This window comes from Streptomyces sp. NPDC048352, from assembly GCF_040651895.1.
In the GTDB taxonomy this organism is placed as follows: domain Bacteria; phylum Actinomycetota; class Actinomycetes; order Streptomycetales; family Streptomycetaceae; genus Streptomyces.
In genome coordinates this window covers 1-18,311 of the sequence record NZ_JBEZKZ010000108.1, presented here as the reverse complement: position 1 = coordinate 18,311, position 18,311 = coordinate 1, and the positions used below count along the sequence as shown (strand labels likewise).

Annotated in this window: 14 protein-coding genes; 10 read left to right on the top strand and 4 right to left on the bottom strand. The window is 74.4% G+C overall.

Going from position 1 to position 18,311, the window contains the following annotated elements:
• Window positions 1-252: 252 nt before the first annotated feature.
• The gene (locus tag AB0D45_RS32415) at window positions 253-1,239 is read right to left on the bottom strand and encodes an aldo/keto reductase (RefSeq protein ID WP_362465791.1); all 987 of its coding nucleotides are present in this window, start codon (window positions 1,237-1,239) and stop codon (window positions 253-255) included.
• Window positions 1,240-1,745: 506 nt separating this feature from the next.
• Here AB0D45_RS32415 and AB0D45_RS32410 point away from each other — a divergent pair.
• The 4 genes from AB0D45_RS32410 (at window position 1,746) to AB0D45_RS32395 (ending at window position 4,855) form a co-directional block, all read left to right on the top strand.
• Entirely contained in the window at window positions 1,746-2,249 is a 504-nt protein-coding gene (locus AB0D45_RS32410; protein WP_362465788.1) for a hypothetical protein, read from the top strand.
• Between the two features lie 375 nt (window positions 2,250-2,624).
• Window positions 2,625-2,882 carry a hypothetical protein gene (locus AB0D45_RS32405; RefSeq protein WP_362465785.1) on the top strand — a complete coding sequence of 86 codons (258 nt, stop codon included), beginning with the start codon at window positions 2,625-2,627 and terminating at the stop codon, window positions 2,880-2,882.
• 330 nt (window positions 2,883-3,212) lie between these two features.
• Window positions 3,213-4,220 (top strand): LacI family DNA-binding transcriptional regulator, encoded by a 1,008-nt coding sequence (locus AB0D45_RS32400; protein ID WP_362465782.1) that lies wholly within the window; start codon window positions 3,213-3,215, stop codon window positions 4,218-4,220.
• A gap of 200 nt (window positions 4,221-4,420) precedes the next feature.
• Complete coding sequence (locus tag AB0D45_RS32395; protein ID WP_362465780.1) at window positions 4,421-4,855, top strand: hypothetical protein; 435 nt, start codon at window positions 4,421-4,423, stop codon at window positions 4,853-4,855.
• A gap of 330 nt (window positions 4,856-5,185) precedes the next feature.
• On the opposite strand, the gene AB0D45_RS32390 is transcribed toward AB0D45_RS32395, so the two are convergent.
• Entirely contained in the window at window positions 5,186-6,130 is a 945-nt protein-coding gene (locus tag AB0D45_RS32390; protein ID WP_362465777.1) for an alpha/beta hydrolase, read from the bottom strand.
• Window positions 6,131-6,375: 245 nt separating this feature from the next.
• Between AB0D45_RS32390 and AB0D45_RS32385 the strand changes: the two genes are divergently transcribed.
• From AB0D45_RS32385 to AB0D45_RS32365, 5 genes are all read left to right on the top strand, one after another.
• On the top strand, window positions 6,376-6,699 hold the full coding sequence (locus tag AB0D45_RS32385) for a putative quinol monooxygenase (protein WP_361610627.1): 324 nt from the start codon (window positions 6,376-6,378) through the stop codon (window positions 6,697-6,699).
• A 44-nt stretch (window positions 6,700-6,743) separates the two neighbouring features.
• Complete coding sequence (locus AB0D45_RS32380; RefSeq protein ID WP_362465774.1) at window positions 6,744-7,481, top strand: class I SAM-dependent methyltransferase; 738 nt, start codon at window positions 6,744-6,746, stop codon at window positions 7,479-7,481.
• A 165-nt stretch (window positions 7,482-7,646) separates the two neighbouring features.
• Complete coding sequence (locus tag AB0D45_RS32375) at window positions 7,647-8,861, top strand: serine hydrolase domain-containing protein (RefSeq protein ID WP_362465771.1); 1,215 nt, start codon at window positions 7,647-7,649, stop codon at window positions 8,859-8,861.
• An 81-nt stretch (window positions 8,862-8,942) separates the two neighbouring features.
• Window positions 8,943-10,031, top strand: coding sequence for a cell division protein ZapE (gene zapE, locus AB0D45_RS32370; RefSeq protein WP_362465797.1), 1,089 nt, complete (start codon window positions 8,943-8,945; stop codon window positions 10,029-10,031).
• Between the two features lie 137 nt (window positions 10,032-10,168).
• Complete coding sequence (locus AB0D45_RS32365; RefSeq protein ID WP_362465768.1) at window positions 10,169-10,546, top strand: VOC family protein; 378 nt, start codon at window positions 10,169-10,171, stop codon at window positions 10,544-10,546.
• A 265-nt stretch (window positions 10,547-10,811) separates the two neighbouring features.
• Here the strand turns inward: AB0D45_RS32365 and AB0D45_RS32360 are convergent, their stop codons facing one another.
• A complete protein-coding gene (locus AB0D45_RS32360; protein WP_362465765.1) occupies window positions 10,812-12,065 on the bottom strand; it encodes a putative Ig domain-containing protein in 1,254 nt (417 codons plus the stop codon).
• Between the two features lie 104 nt (window positions 12,066-12,169).
• Window positions 12,170-13,063, bottom strand: a complete 894-nt coding sequence (locus AB0D45_RS32355) for a LysR family transcriptional regulator (protein ID WP_361611170.1) — start codon at window positions 13,061-13,063, stop codon at window positions 12,170-12,172.
• 819 nt (window positions 13,064-13,882) lie between these two features.
• Between AB0D45_RS32355 and AB0D45_RS32350 the strand changes: the two genes are divergently transcribed.
• The coding region (locus AB0D45_RS32350; RefSeq protein ID WP_362465794.1) for a beta-ketoacyl synthase N-terminal-like domain-containing protein at window positions 13,883-18,311 on the top strand (4,429 nt) is incomplete at its 3' end.

The following is an 18,311-nucleotide window of genomic DNA, read 5'->3' as shown; positions in this document are numbered from 1 at the left end:
CCCGCGGCCGTGGCACTCGCCATGCGCCTCTGGGGGCGGCGGCACGGCCTGGTGACCCTGGAGATCTACGGGCACTGCGCACCCGGACCGCCAGCCCGGACAAGCTCGTCCGCGAGGAGCTCGACGACCTCGTCCGTCCGGTCCCTGGGCCTCCCGGCCGGCGGCCGGAACCGTAACGGCTGACGGCCCGTCGGGGCCTCGCCGACGCGCCGTCCGGCCCCGCTTCGGCGCGCCGGTGACCCGGCGGCCGGCTCACTGGTCGACGAACGTGAGGCTGGCCGCGTCGTACCGGGTGCCCGCGACCTGCTCCGCCGGGGCGGCGGCCTCGATGGCGGCGAGGTCCTCGGGGGATAGCTCGACGGCCAGGGCCCCGAGGTTCTCCTCCAGGTAGCGCAGGCGGCGGGTCCCGGGGATCGGCACGACGTCGGCGCCCCGGTGCTGGACCCAGGCCAGCGCGAGCTGGCCGGTGGTGATGCCCTTCGCCGCGGCCAGCTTGTCCAGTTCGGCCACGATCGCCAGGTTCCGTTCGAGGTTGCCGTCGGCGAAACGCGGCTGGGTGCGCCGGATGTCGGTCGCGGCCAGACCCTCCACCGAGCTGTACCGGCCCGTCAGGAAGCCCCGGCCCAGCGGGGAGAACGGCACCAGGCCGATGCCCAGTTCACGGCAGACCGGGACGGTCCGCGCCTCCAGGTCGCGGGTCCACAGCGACCACTCGCTCTGCAGCGCGGCGATCGGGTGGACCGCGTGCGCCCGCCGGATGGTGTCGGCGCCGGCCTCGGACAGGCCGAGGTGGCGGACCATTCCGGCCTGAACGAGTTCGGCCATGGCGCCGACGGTCTCCTCGATCGGCACCTGCGGATCGACCCGGTGCTGGTAGTAGAGGTCGATGTGGTCGACCCCCAGCCGGCGCAGCGACGCCTCGCACGCCTGGCGCACGTAGGCGGCGTCGCCGCGGATCAGGGTGGGCTCGCCCAGGCGGTTGGCGAAGCCGAACTTCGTCGCCAGCACCACCTCGTCGCGGCGCCCCGCGACGGCCCGGCCGATCAACTCCTCGTTGTGGCCGAATCCGTAGAAGTCGGCGGTGTCCAGGAGGGTCACCCCGAGGTCGAGCGCGCGGTGCAGGGTCTCGATCGACTGTGCGTCGTCGGAGGTGCCGTAGCCGTGGCTCATGCCCATGCAACCGAGACCCTGCGCGGAAACCTCCAGGGCTCCCAGGTGCCGGGGGGAAACGTCACTCATGCTGCTGCCTCCTGCTCGCGGAACATCATCTGCCCGGGACGCTAGGTGTTGGAGTGCGCTCCATGTCAACCACGGGACCGCACCGGCACAGCAAGAAGGCCCCGGTCTCCGTGAGGAGGCCGGGGCCTTGATCGAGCGCTGGGCAGGCCTTGCACCTGCATCCCCCCACGGGAAGTGGGGTGCCTTTCCTTGGACCACCAACGCCGGTCCCACCTCCGCGTTCCGCGGCGGCGAGCTCGAGATCAACTATAGCCCACGAATCCCGGGCTCGATACGTACGCCCCGGCGGCGAGGGCGGAAGCGGTGCTACGGCAGTCAAGGCCATCCGCGCCGGAACAGCTCCGAAGTGCGCCCCCACCGCCCGCCCCCTGTAATTCCCCCCGCGCCCCTTCGCCTCCTCACGCGCTCGGCCACCCAGTTCCTCTACGCATGTCGCGCCTCGGACGCCGCCGCCCACCGAGGCCATCCTTGCGATGCCAAGCCCGTTTCGAGAAAAGGAGGTCTCCATGACGACGGTGGAGTTGTGGGAGCTGGGTGCACGGGCCCGGGCAAAGGTGGACGCGGAATCCCCGGCCCGCAAGAAGGTGCTGGTGATGTTCGCCGGCGAGTGCCCTTCGGGGCCGACGGAGAACATGGACGAAATCACTCATTGGAGGGTCGTCTTCAACGAGGACATCGCTCCCGTCCCCGACCGTCCCCGCAGCGAGGAGCCTGACCTGGGGTCCTTCGAGGTCACGGGCCGAACAGACACGGGAGAGCTCGGCGAGGTCGTCTTTCACGAGGCGCCGTTCCTGGAGAACGCGCCCCTGACGGACGTGGTCACCATGTCACCCGTTGAGGCGTACAAGATCCTGCGGGACAAGGCGGGAGTGACCGACGGGTTCCAGTGGGTCTACCTCCACCACCCCGTCGCCGAGGACCACGTCCAGTACCGCTTCACCTACGACAAGTCCGGCCGCCAGGGGTGGTCCGTCCACGTCGACGACCGCGAGGTCAAGCCCCTCGGCTGACGCTGGGCGGCCGCCCGGGCCATCGACCCCTCGGGGTCGATGGCCCGGACTGGACGCAACGGCACCGCCGACCCCTGGAAGGGGGCGGACGGGCTGGTGTATGCAGGTACTTGTCCGAAATCGTTCGCCAACCCGTCTGCAGCGGTTCGAGGAACGGACCCGGCCCGCCGCCGCGACGGGCGTGCAAGGCAAGGGGGCGTCGCCCCTGACCCGAGGCCGGGGACCCATGCCGACGAACCCGGGGATCGTAGGCCGCTTCCGAGCCCTGTCCGCCCGCTCCCGTCGTCCCCGTCCGCCTCCGCACCCCTCGGGGCGAGGCCGGGCGCCTCGGCGGGCCGTTCGCCTCGGAAATCGAACATGTGTTTCCCTAGGGGGGTGAGACCACCGTTCCGCTTCCCCGAGGACCTGATCACCCTGCAACAGGCGTGGCAGCAGACCTACGCCGAACTCGCGCAGGCGCCCGCCGGCGCTGGCGTGACCGCGCTGCGGCGCCGTCTGATCACCCTCACGGGCCTCCTGTATACCCACCCCTACTGGACCGCCCCCGCCGGCCGGCGGACCGGCGGCGCCGACCTGCGCCGGGCCGCCCGCGCCCGCCTCCCGGCCCGGGCGGAACCCGGGGTCGCAGCATGAGGTGGCAGATTCCCACCCCGCGCCCGCGGGCCCCGGCCACCTGGGCACCCAGCCAGACCGGCCCCTGGGCACGGCGCCACCAGCAGACATGCCGCCGCCCGCCCGTGTGGGTACACCCCGGCACTGCCCGACTTCTCCGGCACGCGGTGTGAGGCACCTGGGGGTCCAGCATCCCCACGGTCGGAGCGGATGACCACCATCTGCCTGACCTCGTCGCGACCTGGACCTACTATCCCGACCATCAGCACAAGGCGAGCCGGGGGCTTGATCTTTAACTCGTGTAACGTGGAACGCGCGCACCACCCGGCTACCGAGAGCGATGAGCACTTCATGGCCAACGAGGCATCGGTCCCCGCGTCGGCCACCAGCACGGACGTCGCCCGGCTGGCCGGGGTGTCCCGCGCCACCGTCTCCTTCGTGCTCAACGACACCCAGGGCCACCGCGTCAGCGAGGCCACCCGGACCCGGGTGCTGGCCGCTGCCGCGCAGCTCGGCTACGTGCCGAACGCCGCCGCCCGCTCGCTGCGGGCGGGGCGCAGCAACCTGGTGCTGATGCCCGCCTCCGTCTCGGCCGTCGGGCGGCTGGTGAGCGAGTGGGTGGACGATCTGCTCAGCGAGCTCGAGCGGCACGGCTACACCGCCGTCATGCACGCCGGCCGTTTCACCGATCCGTTGGAAGCCGCCCGTGCCTGGGCCGAGCTGCGGCCGGCGGCGGTGCTCTGCCTCGACGGCGACCGCCTCACGGCCCGGGCGGCCGAGGTGCTGCGCCGGGCCGGTGTGCGCGGGATGCTCGCCTTCGCATCGCAGCCCGTGGCCGGGGTGCCCACCATCGCCTTCGACCAGACCTCCGTCGGCGCCATCGCCGCCGAACACCTCGTCGCCCGGGGCCGGTCCGGGATCGGGGTGGTCATCCCCCGGGAGCGCGGGCTCGGCACGCTCGCCCGGCCGCGGCTGGCCGGCGTGGAGCAGGTCGCCGCGCGCCATCCGGTCGCCGTCACGCCGGTAGAGCTGGCGTACACGCGGGAGTCGGCCACGGCGCTGGCCCGGCGGTGGCGGGAGCTGGGCCTGGACGCCGTCTTCGCCTACAACGACGAGTACGCCGCCCTGTTGATGCACGCGCTGATGGCCGAGGGGATCTCCGTACCGGAGGAGGTGGCCGTCGTGGGCTGCGACGACCTCGTGCTGTCGGCGCTGCAACGGCCCGCGCTGACCAGCGTCGCCCTGGAGCTGCCTACCGCCGCCTCCGTCGCGGACGCCCTGCACGCGCTCATCGAGGGGCGTACGGCCCCGCAGGTCCGGGGCATCGAGCCGGTCCTGGTGCCCCGGCAGTCCTCCTGAGACCCTGGGGGCCGGGGAGGCCCATACAGGTGCGTCAGGTCTGCATGTCGGGAGACGGCCTGAAAGGCGCTCACCGCACCACTGCGGACGACGACGTGCTCCTGGAGAGGCTGCACGCACTCGCGTGGGGCTCGGAGAGTGCGCCCACCTCTCGCGGGTGTCTCCCGGATCAGCCGTTCCCGCCTCTCACGAACACGGAAGTGGACCTTGCTGAACGCAGCATCGCGTACCCCCTGCCCGGATTGCTCCGCCGCATCTACACGGAGATCGGCGACGGGGGATTCGGGCCGGAAGGCGGCCTTGCGTCGCTGACGCCGCGCCGTGTTCCACATTGGCATCTGCCTGACTGGCATTGCGCGACGACCATCCACGCCGAGCGAGCGGGAATGGGGCCGTCGGCGTCGTGGCTCTTCTTGACGGGCGGCGGCTGCACGATGGAGTGGTACGTCTCGCTGATAGCGGTTGACCACCCGGTGCTGCTCTGGGATGCCGACGGCTGGGAACCGGACTGGGGTCAGGACCCTCATGATGGCCTGCGGTACGCGGCGCCATCGCTGCGCCAGTGGCTGTGGACCTGGACAGACGGCGGCAACGTCTGGGACGACGCGCCGGCACCACCCGTTCAGGGGTTGTGAGCCCAGCGGCCGGGCTGCACCGTGTCGCGGGCCGGCCCTGCTCCCGCGCGAGAACGGACATGAAGGTGTGCCACACCAGCAGCGCCTGCGCAGCAGCAGGAAGGCCAGCAGGACAAGCGGTACGACGACGCCCGCCGGCCCGCCGAACCAGTCGAGGAACGCCGCCGCGGCGGCCCGCACGCCCCGGTGCGGGTCCCCCATCGGGTCGCGCCGGCCGTCGTCCCGGCCCTGGAACGGCGGGGTGGGCGGCGTCGGCGCGGACGACGGCCGCCAGCAGGGCCACCCGGTCAGCAGCAGGTCGAGCGGCAGCACGCCCCCGTCACCGCCGCCTCAGACGCCGAGGTGGTGGGCCAGGAAGGCCACGCTGCGGGCCACGATCGGCGCGACGTCCGGGGCACCGAGGAAGATGTGGTCGGCGCCCTCCACCGGCTCGAGCCGGCACTCGGCGCCGGCCGCCCGCAGCGCCGCGTCCAGGGCCTCGCTCTGGCCGTACGGGACCAGGCCGTCCCGGGTGCCGTGGACCAGCAGGAACGGGGGCGCGCCGACGGCGCCGGCGGCGTACGTCACCGGGCTCGCCGCCCGGGCCAGCGCGGGCCGCTCCTCCTCGGTGCCGCCCAGCAGCGCGTCGTACGGATCGGGGTACTCCCCCGCCCCCGGCGGCATCGGGGGCATGGGGTGCTCCCGCAGGGAGACCAGGTCGGACACGCCGTACCAGTCGACGACCGCCCGTACCGAGGTGTCGCCCGCGCCGACGCCCTCGGTGCCCTCCAGGGTTGCGGCCCCGGGGGTGTCCGGGCCGGTCAGGCCGGCGAGAGCGGCCAGGTGGCCGCCCGCGGACTCGCCCCAGACGGCCATCCGGCCGGGGTCGATGCCGAAGGCGGCGGCGAACGCGCGGACGTAGCGGATGGCGGCCTTGACGTCGTGCAGTTGCGCCGGGAACGGGGCTTCGAGGCTGTGCCGGTAGTCGATCGAGACCAGGGCGAGGCCGGCCGCCAACACCGCGCCGTGCAGCAGCCCGGCGGGGACGGTCGGCGGCGGGTAGCGCCGGTCGCCCTCCAGCCAGCCGCCGCCGTGGATCCAGACCACGGCCGGCACGGGGCCCTGCGCGGCGGGCACGTGGACGTCCAGCAGCCGGGGGCGGAAGCCCGGCCGGGTCGCGTAGGTGACTCCGTCGAAGCGGCGTGCGCCGTCCTCGGCGACCACGGGCGGCACGGGCGTCCGGAAGGGAGGGGGCGGCCAGGCCGTGTCGAGCTCGGCCGGGAGCGATTGCGTCATGTGCGGCCCTTTCGCGCGGGGTGGGAGCGGAGCGGGAACGGCGGGGATCCGACGGTCGTGGGGGCCGGTGGGACGCCCGGTTACACGTGTAACGAGAGACTGTAGCCAGCCCCGCGCCCCGCTACAAGGGCATCGACCCGCAGACGTCGACGGGAGCGGGGGCCGCGCCGCGTGCGCGGTGCGGCCGCCCGCCTCACGCGGGCGGCGACCGGGGCCGGGCCAGGAGACGTGCCTACAATGGCCGGATGATCTTCATTGTGGTGAAATTCGCCGTCAAACCCGCATACGTGGACCAGTGGCCGGAGAAGGTCGCCGAGTTCACCCGCGCCACCCGGGCCGAGCCCGGGAACCTGTGGTTCGAGTGGTCCCGCAGCCTGGAGGAGCCGGACACCTACGTCCTGGTCGAGGCGTTCCAGGACGACGCGGCCGAAGCGCACGTCACCTCCGCCCACTTCGCCGCCGCGCTGGAGACCATGCGCCCCCTGGTCGCCCGTACGCCCGAGATCGTCAGCACCACCATCGAGGGGGCCACGGGCTGGAGCAGGATGGGCGAGCTCCAGATCGACTGACCCGGGCCGCCCGGGTCTCTTGACCGGCCGTCCATCATGGACGTATGACGACCGGATCCCGTGCGCGTTCGTTCAGCTCCGCGGCGGCGCGGTACGCCGACCACCGTCCCTCCTATCCGGCCGCGCTCTTCGACGCCGTCGAGGAGATGGCCGGCTTCCGGCTGGCCGGCGCCCGCGTCGCCGACGTCGGCGCGGGGACGGGGATCGCGAGCGCCCTCCTGCACGGCCGCGGTGCCCGGGTGGTGGCGGTCGAGCCGGGAGAGGGCATGGCCGCCGAGTTCCGCCGCCGCAACCCGGGGATCGCTCTGGTCCGCGGCGACGGCGACCGGCTCCCGCTGGCCGCGGCGAGCGTCGATCTCCTCACGTACGCGCAGTCCTGGCATTGGACGGACCCCGCCCGGTCGGGTCCCGAGGCGCTGCGCGTCCTGCGGCCGGGGGGTGCGCTGGCGGTCTGGTCCAACGACCCGGACACCGGCGTCGAGTGGATCGCCGAGCAGGAGGCGCGCATCGAGAAGCGCTTCGGCCCGGGCTGGTACGCCAACAAGGGCCCCCGGTCGCAGCCCGGCCTGGACTTCGCCACGCGCCGGCTGCGCTGGTCGCGCCGGATCCCCGTCGAGGCGCACCTCGCCAAGCTGTCCACCCACTCGCTCTTCCTGGTGGGCGAACCGGGCACGGACGCCTTCCTCACCGCCGAGCGCGCCGAACTGGCCGCCCTCTTCCCGGACGGCTGGCTCCGGGAGCACTACACGATCGACCTCAGCCTCGCGGTCCGCGCCCCCTAGAGCCGGAGGGCGTTGCCGGGCCCGGCAGGTCAGGGTCGCCCCGGGGTCGGTTCGGGGACGGAGTCGGGGTGGTCACCGATGGTCGACATCCCCTGGAGGCAGCAGAGTTGGGGCTGTTCGGAGGCACGGATCGAGCCTCGCAGCGACCATTCCCGGAGCATGCCCATGCGTTACCGTCCGACCGCAGTTCGACGCCTCGTCGTGGCCTGCACAGCCACTGCCGCCCTCGCGATCGGCGCCGGTGCCCCCGCTGCCACCGCCCAGGCCTCCCCCGCTGCCACCGCCCCCTCCGTCACCTCTCTCGCCACCGCCGGCTCCGCCGCGGTCGACGGCGCACGGCTGCGGAAGCTGATCAGCCCGCTGCCCGGGTTCGAGGCCGGTGCACTGGTCAGAGTCGACGGGCCGGGGCGCGGCCCCTTGTGGACCGGCACCGCGGGCCCCGTGTCGGCCGACGACCACTTCCGCATCGGCAGCGTCTCCAAGGCCTTCACCCACACCGTCGCGCTGCAACTCGTCGCCGAGCACAGGATCGGGATCGACACCCCGGTACGGCGCCTCCTTCCGGACCTGATCCCCGCCGAGTACGACACGGTGACGGTGCGCCAGATCCTCGATCACACCAGCGGTTTCCCGGCACCCGCTCCGACTCCCGGGCCGCAGGACGGGCCGGGTTGGTGGCTCAGGGGCGTCACACCGGTCGACGGGGTACGGGAGACCTTCGCGCGGGCCGCCGGCGACGAGGCGTGGCAGCAGCACCGGCCCGCCCCGGGCACCGTCCAGCAGTACAACGGGATCAACACGGTGGTCGTCGGGCTGCTGGTCGAGAAGGTCACCGGCAACTCCTTCCGGCACGAACTGGACCACCGGATCCTGCGCCCCTTGCAGCTGCGGGACACCAGCCTCCCGGCCGCCGACGACGTCACGATCCCCAGCCCCCACACGCGCGTGTACGCCGGGGAGGACGACGTCACGGAGCAGAGCCCCTACCCGTGGGCCGAGGGCGGGATGATCTCGACGGCCGCCGACCTCGACCGCTTCATGACCGCCCTCTTCAGCGGCCGGCTCCTGCCGCCCGCCGTACAGGCACTGGCCTTCTCCGTCCCCGACGTCGCCAACGGGCCCGAGAACAAGCACTGCCTCAACGGCAAGGCCTGCTTCGCCCCCGGCGGCCTGATGCGCCTGACCCTCGGCAACGGCGTGACCGTATGGGGCAAGACGGGCTCCCGCCCCGGATGGGACAACGGGTTCTTCACCACCCCCGACCTCAAGCGCCGCCTTGTGTACTCCCTCAACCCCAACGGGACGGGGACCCGGAAGGAGTACACCGACTACATCGTGGCCCTCGCCGACGCCGCCTTCAGCGGAGTCTCACCGAAGTGACTCCGCTGCGGACCTGGGCGGACACCCCCCGATCATGGTGGCAGGCCGGCTGGTGCTAGCGTCGCGCGCGTGGGCGACAGGATGCGCAGGCCATACGAATCGATGCGGGGCCATTTCCAACAGGCTGCCGCACAAAGGGGTTTCACGATCTCTGCGTCCCAGCAGACCGCGGTGGAGCGGTTGTCGGTGCTGGCGGGCGAGCTGGCCGGAGGGGGCGGGTTCTTCCGTCGCCCCGCACCACCGCGCAACGTGTACGTCTGGGGGCCCGTCGGGCGGGGCAAGAGCTGGCTCGTGGACACCTTTTTCGAAGGGCTGGACACCCCGCACAAGCGACGGCTGCACTTCCACGACTTCTTCCGGCAACTGCATGACGGTGTCTCCCATGCCGGTCAGGAGCCGGATCGCGGGCCCCACCGGCACAGCGCTGTCGAGCGCGCCGTCGATGAACTCCTCGGGAACTGCCGGGTCCTGGTCTTCGACGAGTTCCACGCGCACGACGCGGGTGACGCGATGCTCGTCGCACGGCTCTTCCATACGCTGCTGGAGCGGCGGATCGCGCTCGTGACGACCTCCAACTACCCGCCGTCCGGGCTGATGCCGAACCCGCTCTACCACCACCTTTTCGAGCCGACGATCGCGCTGATCGAGGCACGCATGGACGTGCTGGACGTGACGGGTGCCAAGGACTTCCGTCAGGTGCGGCACATGGACGCCGGTGCGAGCCGGTTCGCGCAGGGGGCCGCCCTCAGAGCCGTGGACGTGAGCTCCCTCCAGCGCCTCGGGCTGGCCGAGCCGCGGACCGAAGAGGCGACCGCCGTGCCCGGGCATCAGCGCGAGCTGCCCGTCCGGGCGGTCCGCGGCGACCTCGTATGGCTCGGCTTCGGGGCGCTGTGCGAGGGCACCACCTCGGTCGCCGACTGTCTCGCCCTCGCCGAGCGCTTCGGCACCGTCGTCCTCGACGGCGTGCCGCCGCTCGCCTCCTGCACGGCCGACGGCCGCCGGCGGTTCGCCAACCTCGTGGACGTGTGCTGCGACCGCGATGTCCGGCTGTTCCTGATCGGCAACGACCCCCTGTCCGGGCTTCCCGAGAGCTCCGCCCTCATGCGCGACCTGGACCGCACGGCGAGCCGGCTTGCGATGATGCAAGGCGCGGGGGCCGCCGTCCGCTGACGGCGGCACCGGCCAGGCGGGCCCCTGCTCCCATCGGGGTGAATCCGGGGCGCCGAGCCGGTTCGCGGCCGGCGTCCGCGGCCGCCCTGGTGAACACTCGTAGCGCCCCGACACGGGGGCACCGGAGAGGACGGCGCGTGTTCACCAACACCAAGGCATTCAGCGGATTCGCCGTGAACGACCTCCAGCGGGCGCGGGAGTTCTACAGCGAGACCCTCGGACTGCGGGTCACCGAGGAGCAGAACGGGATGCTGACCCTGCACATCGCGGGCGGCACGGAGATCCTCGTCTACCCCAAGGAGGACCACGCCCCGGCCGGCTTCACCGTGCTCAACTTCCCCGTCGACGACATCGACGCGGCGGTCGAGGAGCTGGCCGGCCGCGGTGTCCGCTTCGAGCGGTACCCGGGGTTCGAGCACGACGACAAGGGCATCGTCCGCGCCGAGGGAGGCCCGAAGATCGCCTGGTTCACGGACCCGGCCGGCAACGTGTTCTCCGTGCTCCAGGACGCGTAGCAGAACGCCGCGCCGCACCGGAGGACGGGCGGGCGGGCGGGCGGGCGGGCGACGCAGAAGGCCCCGGTCTCCGTGAGGAGGCCGGGGCCTTGATCGAGCGCTGGGCAGGCCTTGCACCTGCATCCCCCCACGGGAAGTGGGGTGTCTTTCCTTGGACCACCAACGCCGGTCCCACCTCCGCGTTCCGCGGCGGCGAGCTCGAGATCAACTATACGGCACGCGGGCGGCCGGTACGAACAGCCCGGCCGCCGGCGCGTCGCGCGGCTCAGAACCAGTTGACGGTGAGGGCGAAGGCCGTGCCCGCGCTCGCGCCGGCGGAGTCGGTCGCGGTGGCGGTGACCTGCGTCGTGCCGCTGCTCCAGGGCTTGCCGGTGATGCGGCCCGAGGCACCGTCGAGGGACAGCCCCCAGGGCAGTCCGGTGGCGGCGAAGCGGACGGGCGGTTTTCCGCCGGTGGTGGTGAGCTGGATGGTGCAGGACTGGTTGAACGTGCACGTCCGGGGCCCGGGGTTGGTGAGCTTCAGGTCACCGGGGGTGGGAGTCGGGGTCGGGGTCGGCGTCGGGGTGGGCGTGGGAGTCGGGGTCGGAGTCGGGGTCGGAGTCGGGGTCGTGCCGCAGCCCGGGGTGGCTTCGGGGGGCAGGGGGACCTGCCAGATCTGGGGATCGTTCTCCGAGCCGACCAGCAGGTGCGCGCAGTCGGCGTACGTCACCGTCTCGCCCTGGGACTGCGCGGGCAGGGCGACGTCGGCGAGCTTGGTCCCCGCGGTGTCGTACACGGAGGCGGTGTCGGCCCCCAGCGGCCCTCCGCTGCGCAGCGTGTACGAGGCGCCCGTCGGGGAGAAGGCCCCGTCCGTGGTGAAGACCGGGCCGGGCCCGACAGCGGTCAGGGTGTTGACCTGTCCGGTCACCGGGGGCAGCGGGGCCTGGTAGAGCCGGCCCGCCGCTCCGATGAGCTTGCTGGCGACGAAGATCCGGCCGGTGGCCGGGTCGGCGAGCAGGGATTCGGCGTCGTGCCTGCCGTCCGCGTAGGAGAAACGGTACGTCAGGGGGGTGACCGTGGCGTTGGCGAGCTGCTCCGGCTCGGCGAAGCTGTGCACGGTGATCTCCGCGCGGCCGCTGAAGTTGTCCCCGATGTCGCCGACCAGGACGGCCGGGCCGCCCGTGGCGTCCTTGCCGATCGCCAGGCCCTCCCAGTCGGTGTTGCCGACGCCCGCGACCGTCAGGGTGGCCTTGAGCACCCCGGTGGGGCCGGTGCAGTCGATCGCGAAGACCTGGTTGGTGTTGCCGCTGTCGTTGACGGCGTAGAAGACGCCCGGGTGCCTGCGGCTCATGGCGAGGCCGCTGATCTCGGTCATGCCGCCGGGCAGGGTGCACTTCTTCTCGGGGGCCGGGGCGGCGCTGCGGGTGGGCGGCGCCGGGGAGGCGGTGGCGTCCGCCATCCAGGCGACGGCGGGCAGCAGCGCGGCGAGGGCCGCGGTCGCGAGGGCGGCGGCCCGGGGAGGTGTCAGGAGTCTGGACATGCGGACCATGTGAGGCGGGGGCGGCGGGCAACGCCAGACCCGTACGCCCCCCGTTGGAGCATCGTTCGATGCCGTCCCGGCATACCCGTCGCGGTGGCGGCGGTTCAGCGCTCCGGCTCACGTACGGGTGCCTTGTGACCGGCGTGCGCGAGGAAGGCGCGGGCCGCGCGGCTCAGGGGACGCCGGGCGTGGGCGATGCCGACCGGGCGCAGCAGGGCCGGCGTGAAGGAGCGGATCTCCGCCCTGCTGCCGAAGGCCCTGGAGACCACGTCCCGGTACCAGATGAGGGAGCCGCGGCCGTCGGTGACGCCGGTCACCCAGGCGAGGCGTTCGTCGACCTCCAGGGAGGGCACGGGGCGGACGCCCATGCAGCTGAACATGGCCTCCATCTCGGTGCGCCGGCCGGTGCCCGGGGTGGGCAGCACCATGGGGAGTCCGTCGAGCATGCGCAGCGGGACCGGATGCGGCAGCCGGGTGCCGAGGGGGGAGATCAGCACGACCTCGCGCTCCTGGATGAAGTGCGTGGACAGTTCCTTGTCGACGGGCAGGTCCACCAGGGCCAGTTCGGCCCGTCCCCGGGTGAGTTCCTCGACGAGGGCCTCGCGGCTGCCGTACTGCTGGAGCCGGATGTCCACGGCCGGGTGGCGTGCGGTGAAGCCCGAGATCAGGTCGGTGGCCAGGTCGAGCGCGAGGGTGGGGGTGGTGACGAGGGTGAACGCCGCCCGGGAGTCCTTGCCGTGCGGGGTCCCGATGTCGTCGATGGCCTCGACCGCGTTGAGCACGGTGCGGGCCAGCCGGACGACCCGGGCCCCCTCCGGCGTGAGGTCCACCCCCCTTCCCCTGCGGGCCAGGAGTTCGACGCCGAGGTCGCGTTCCATGGCCTGGACCGCCCGGGACAGGGCGGACTGCGCGACGAAGACCGAGGCGGCCGCACCGGTGATGGACCGGCAGTCGGCGACGGCGACGAGGTAGCGGAGTTGCGCGAGGGTGGGGGTCATGGGCGGACGGTAACGGCGTGAGCATGGACCTGTAAGGGCCGGTGGGTGAACAACTGCTGGCGGGTCACGGGGCGGCTCATACCGGCTCGGCGGCATCGCATGCCGGGACGGCATGAGCACCGGCGCACGCCGTACGCCGGCCCGTGCGCGGGCGCAGCCCGCCCGGCCGGGAAAGCCCCAGGCCAGCGGCGCGGCGGGGGCCGGCGAGGGGTCCGGCGGGGCCGGCCGCCGCCCGGGGCACCGGTTCCGGCCGGGCGAAGCACCGTATTCCGTATGGCTGTTGACAGTGTGCGGTGCCCCCCGCACGATGCATCGCGGCGCCAGGACGTTTGACCTGGTTCAAGCCCGCCGCGCCGCTCGACGGGCGCCCGGCGCCGCTGCGCGAGCACCGCACACCTCATCGCTCTCCCCCGTTCTTCCGCCCTGCACTGCGTCATGCCCCACAGCACTGGAAGAGGAGCGCCCGTGACCCTCCCGCCCCCGCAGTCCCCCACCCCGCGTGAACTGGTCGTCGCGGTCAGCCCGTTCGAGGAGCCGAACCCGCGGCTCGTGACCGCGGCCGAACGCGCCGGGTCCCTCGGCCTGCTCGATCTCGGCCGGGACCCGGACGCCGCCCGGCGCGCCTTCGCCGAGCTGGCCCGCCGGCTCGGCGAAGGCGGCGGGGACGGGGGAGGCGGTGGTGAGGGCGGTGGCGGCGAGGGAAGCGGCCATCGGTACGGGGTGCGGGTGCCCGCCGGGTGCCCGGCCGGGCCCGGTGACCTGCCGCCCGAGGTGGACACGGTGCTGCTGGCCGACCCGGGCGACCACACCCGCGAGCGGATGGCCGCATGGGCCGCGGCGGCCGGCCGCCCCCGGGTCTGGGCCGAGGTCACCAGCCGGGCCGAAGCCGGGGCGGCCGTGTCCGCCGGGGCGGCCGCGCTGGTCGCCAAGGGCCACGAAGCCGGGGGCCGGGTCGGCGGAACCACCACCTTCGTCCTCCTCCAGCAGCTCCTCGCGGACTCCGGGCCCGGGGTGCCCGTACTCGCCATGGGCGGGATCGGGCCGCACACGGCGGCCGCGGCCGTCGCGGGCGGGGCCGCCGGGGTGGTCCTCGACGCACAACTCGCCCTGACCGCCGAGGGCGAGGAGGCGCTGCCCGCCGACGTCGCCGCGGCCGTCCGGGCCATGGACGGGTCGGAGACCCGGCTGCTGGACGGGCACCGGGTGTTCGCCCGGCCCGGCCTGCCTGCCCCCGACGGTCCGGTGCCGGCCCTGCTGGGCGCCCGGGACCTGCGGACGCAGCTGCTGCCCGTCGGCCAGGACGCGGCTTCGGCGGCCCGGCTGGCGGCCCGCCACCGGAGCACCGGCGGGGTGGTCCGGGCCGTGCGGGCGGCCGTCACCGGGCACCTGGAGGCCGCGGTACGGGCCCGGCCGCTGAAGGGCGCGCTGCCCGTCGCGCAGGGGCCGATGACCCGGGTGAGCGATCAGGCCGGCTTCGCCGAGGCGGTGGCCGCCGAGGGCGGGGTGCCCTACCTGGCGCTCGCGGTGATGGAGGGCCCGGACGTGCGCCGGCTCCTCGCCGAGACCGCCGAGCGGCTCGGGGACCGTCCCTGGGGCGTGGGCCTGCTGGGCTTCGCACCGCAGGAGCTGCGGCGCGAGCAGCTGGCGGCCGTGGCCGGGGCCCGGCCCCCGTGGGCGGTCATCGCCGGCGGCACCCCCGCCCAGGCGGCCCCGCTGGAGGCGGCCGGGATCCGGACGCACCTGCACGTGCCCTCGCCCGGGCTGCTGGAGCGGTACCTGGCCGAGGGCGCGCGGCGGTTCGTCTTCGAGGGGATGGAGTGCGGCGGGCACGTCGGGCCGCGCGCCTCGTTCCCGCTGTGGGAGGAGCAGATCGAGCGGCTGCTGTCCTGCGCCGAACCGCAGTCGCTGGACGTGCTGTTCGCGGGCGGCATCCACGACGAGCGCTCCGCCGCCATGGCGGTCGCGGCCGCCGCGCCGCTGGCCGAGCGGGGCGCGCGGATCGGCGTACTGATGGGCACGGCCTACCTGTTCACCCGGGAGGCCGTGGCCTGCGGCGCGGTGCTCCCGGTCTTCCAGCGGACGGCCCTGGAGTGCGCGGACACCGTGCTGCTGCGTACCGCCCCCGGGCACGCCACGCGCTGCGCGGCGACGCCGTTCGCCGAGGCCTTCGAGGCCGCGCGGCGGCGGCTCGAACGGGACGGCACGCCGCCGCGGGAGGTGTGGGAGGAGCTGGAGCGGCTCAACCTGGGCCGGCTGCGGATCGCCAGCAAGGGCCTGCGCCGGTCTCCGGACGCCTCCGACGAGCGCGTCCTGGAGCCGGTCGGCGAGGAGCGGCAGTACGCGGAGGGGCTGTTCATGCTCGGGCAGGCGGCCACGCTGCGCTCGGGGGACACGACGGTGGCCGCGCTGCACGCGCAGGTCACCGAGGGGGCGACCCGGTTCCTGGAGCGGCGGGCCGAGGAGATCGCCGTGCCGCGCGGGCCGGCGGAGGGCCCGGCGGATCCGCTCGACGTCGCCATCGTCGGCATGGCCTGCGCCTACCCGGGCTCCCCCGACCTGGCCGGCTACTGGGCGCGGATCCTGGACGGCACGGACGCGGTGACCGAGGTGCCGGCCGACCGCTGGGACCCGGCGCTCTACTACGACGCCGACCCGGCCCGGGCGGGCGAGCGCACCCCCTCCCGCTGGGGCGGCTTCCTCGGCGCGGTGCCCTTCGACGCCCTCGACTACGGGATCCCGCCCGCGTCGCTGGCCGGCATCGAACCGGTCCAGCTGCTCGCCCTGGAGATCTCCGCCCGGGCCCTGGGGGACGCCGGCTACGGCCGGGAGCGGGAGTTCGACCGCTCGCGGACCTCCGTGGTGTTCGGGGCCGAGGCCGGTACGGACCTGGCGGGGGCGTACGGGCTGCGCGCCCTGCTCCCCTCCTACCTGGGGGCGGTACCCGCCGGCCTGGACGAGCAGCTGCCGCGGCTCACCGAGGACTCCTTCCCCGGCGTCCTCGCCAACGTCATAGCGGGCCGGGTCGCCAACCGGCTCGACCTGGGCGGGGCGAACTGCACGGTCGACGCCGCCTGCGCCTCCTCCCTGGCCGCCCTGGACCTGGCCTGCCGCCAACTGCGCGACGGCGACAGCGACATGGTGCTGTGCGGGGGCGCCGACGTGCACAACGGCATCAACGACTACCTGATGTTCTCCTCGGTCCGCGCCCTGTCGCCCGGCGGCCGCTGCCGGCCCTTCGACTCGGCCGCCGACGGGATCGCGCTCGGTGAGGGCGTGGGCGTCCTGGTGCTCAAGCGGCTCGCGGACGCCGAGCGGGACGGCGACCGGGTGTACGCCGTCGTCAAGGCGGTCGGCTCCGCCAGCGACGGCCGCTCGCTCGGCCTGACCGCGCCCCGGCCCGAAGGCCAGCGCCGGGCGCTGGAGCGGGCCTACGCCCGGGCCGGGATCTCCCCGGCCGAGGTGGGGCTGGTCGAGGCGCACGGCACGGGCACGGTCGTCGGTGACAGTACCGAACTGGCGGTCCTGACCGAGCTGTTCACCGCGTCCGGCGCCGCGCCGGGGTCCTGCGCGCTGGGCTCGGTGAAGTCGCAGCTCGGGCACACCAAGTGCGCGGCCGGGCTGGCCGGGCTGATCAAGGCCGCCCGGGCGGTGCACGCGGGTGTGCGGCCGCCGACCCTGCACGTCGACACCCCCAACCCGGCCTGGCGGGCGGGGAGCAGCCCGTTCTTCTTCGACGCGCGGGCCCGGCCCTGGTCCGCGCCCGCGCGGCGGCGGATCGCCGGGGTGAGCGCCTTCGGCTTCGGCGGCACCAACTACCACGTCGTGCTGGCCGGTTACGCCGGGGCGGACGAGCCGCGGCACGCGCTGGAGGAGTGGCCGGCCGAGCTGTTCTGCTTCCGGGGCGAGGACCGGCGGGCCGCGGGGCGGGCGATGGCGCGGCTCGCGGCCCGGCTCGAGGAGAACGACGCGGCCGGGCGGCCCTGGGCCCTGCGCGACCTGGCGGCGGAGGCCGCCTCCTCGGGGACGGGCCCGGTGCGGGTCGCGGTCGTGGCGGCCGACGCGGACGAGCTGGCCGCCCGGCTGGAGCGGGCCCGGGCCTTCACCCCCGGCGCGGGGGTCCACGTACGGGAGGAGGCGGCGGACCCGGGGCTGGTGGCGTTCCTGTTCCCCGGGCAGGGCAGTCAGCGGCCCGGCATGCTGGGCGAGCTGTTCACGGCGTTCCCCGTGCTGCGCGGGCTGCTGGAGGACGCCCCCGGCGCGGTGGTGTCGGCGATGTTCCCGCCGGCGGCCTTCGACGGGGAGGGCCGGGCCGCACAGCGGGCCGCGGTCACCGACACGCGGGTGGCCCAGCCGGCCCTGGGGCTGGCGGGGGCGGCGGCGCACACGCTGCTCGGGCGGCTCGGCGTACGGCCCGACTGCGTGGCCGGGCACTCGTACGGCGAACTCACCGCGCTGTGGGCGGCCGGCGTGTACGACACGCCCGGCCTGCTGCGGCTGAGCACGCGCCGGGCCGGGGCGATCCTGGCCGCCGCCGGGGCGGATCCCGGGTCGATGGCGGCGGTGTCGGCGGCTCCGCGGGAGGTACGGGAGATCGCGGAGCGCGCCGGGTGCGTGGTCGCGAACCACAACGCGCCCCGGCAGTGCGTCATCTCGGGGACCACGGAGGCGGTCTCCGCGGCGGTCGACGCGCTGCGGGAGGCGGGCCTGACGGCGGAACCGATCCAGGTGGCCTGCGCGTTCCACAGCGGGGTGGTCGCGGATGCGGCCGGGGCGCTGGCCGAGGAGCTGGCCGGTACGGAGATGGCCGACGCCTGCGTACCGGTCTGGTCGAACACCACGGCCGGCCCGTACCCGGCCGGCGCCGATGCCGTACGGGGTCTCCTGGCGCGGCAGGTCGCGGAGCCGGTCCGGTTCGTGGAGCAGGTGGAGGCCATGTACGCGGCCGGCGTCCGGACCTTCGTGGAGGCCGGTCCGGGGCGGGTGCTGTCGGGTCTGGTCGGCCGGATCCTCCAGGACCGGCCGCACACGGCGGTCCCGCTGGACGTGCCGGGCGAGCACGGCCTGGTCCGGCTGGTCGGAGCGCTGGCGGAACTGGCGGCGGCGGGCGTGCCGCTGGAGCCGGAGGCGCTGTTCCGGGGGCGGACGCGGCGGCTGCCGGAGCGGGCGCCGGGCCGTCCGGGCTGGCTGGTGGACGGGCACCTGGTGCGTACGGCCGACGGTGAGCCGGTCGCCGGGGGGCTGCGGCCCG